This is a genomic window from Streptomyces sp. NPDC006393, from assembly GCF_040628575.1.
In the GTDB taxonomy this organism is placed as follows: domain Bacteria; phylum Actinomycetota; class Actinomycetes; order Streptomycetales; family Streptomycetaceae; genus Streptomyces.
The window spans coordinates 1-1,093 of sequence record NZ_JBEXZD010000231.1 but is presented as its reverse complement, the minus strand read 5'-3'; the positions used below and the strand labels follow the sequence as shown (position 1 = coordinate 1,093).

Below are 1,093 nucleotides of genomic sequence, written 5' to 3'. Positions count from 1 at the left end.
AGCTCCCAGCCCTCGGCGTAGGCCTGCATCATCGCGTACTCGATGCCGTTGTGGACCATCTTCGCGAAGTGCCCGGCACCCACCTTGCCCGCGTGGACGTACCCGTACGGACCCTCGGGCTTGAGCGCGTCGAAGATCGGCTTGACCTGGTCGACGTGCTCCTTGTCGCCGCCCACCATGAGCGCGTAGCCGTTCTCCAGGCCCCACACACCACCGGAGACACCCGCGTCGACGAAGCCGATACCGCGCGCGTGCAGCTGCTTGGCGTGCTTGACGTCGTCCGTCCAGCGGGAGTTGCCGCCGTCCACGACGAGGTCTCCGGGCTTGAGCAGGGTCGCCAGCTGGTCGATGACGTGCTGGGTGGCGCCGCCCGCGGGAACCATCACCCAGACGATGCGCGGCTGGGGGAGCTGGTCCACGAGGTCGACCATGCTGGGGACGTCGGACACCTCGGGGTTGCGGTCGTAGCCGACCACGGTGTGGCCGGCGTTGCGCAGGCGCTCGCGCATGTTGCCGCCCATCTTGCCCAGGCCGATCAGGCCCAACTGCATCGATGCCATGTCAGTTCACTTCCTGAGTGTGCGGTACGCGGCCACGAGGGCGGCGGTGGAGGTGTCGAGACCGGGCACGTCCGCGCCCTCGGTCAGGGCGGGTTCGACCCGCTTGGCCAGCACCTTGCCGAGCTCGACGCCCCACTGGTCGAAGGAGTCGATGTTCCAGATCGCGCCCTGGACGAACACCTTGTGCTCGTAGAGGGCGATCAGCTGGCCGAGGACCGACGGGGTCAGCTCGGTCGCCAGGATCGTGGTGGTGGGGTGGTTGCCGTGGAAGGTGCGGTGCGGGACCTGCTCCTCGGGCACCCCCTCGGCGCGCACCTCCTCGGGCGTCTTGCCGAAGGCCAGCGCCTGCCCCTGGGCGAACAGGTTGGCCATCAGCAGGTCGTGCTGGGCCTTGAGTTCGTCGCTCAGCTCGGCGACCGGGTTGGCGAAGCCGATCAGGTCCGCCGGGATCAGCTTGGTGCCCTGGTGGATGAGCTGGTAGTAGGCGTGCTGGCCGTTGGTGCCCGGGGTGCCCCAGACCACGGGGCCGGTCT

At 68.9% G+C, this 1,093-nt stretch carries 1 protein-coding gene and 1 pseudogene; both read right to left on the bottom strand.

Annotated elements, in window-relative coordinates; all coding sequences use genetic code 11:
- Positions 1 to 551: NADP-dependent phosphogluconate dehydrogenase (locus ABZ484_RS38745; RefSeq protein ID WP_358870641.1), on the bottom strand; the 551-nt coding region annotated here is incomplete at its 3' end.
- A 15-nt stretch (positions 552 to 566) separates the two neighbouring features.
- Positions 567 to 1,093: pseudogene (locus ABZ484_RS38740) on the bottom strand (glucose-6-phosphate isomerase); the annotation flags it as partial.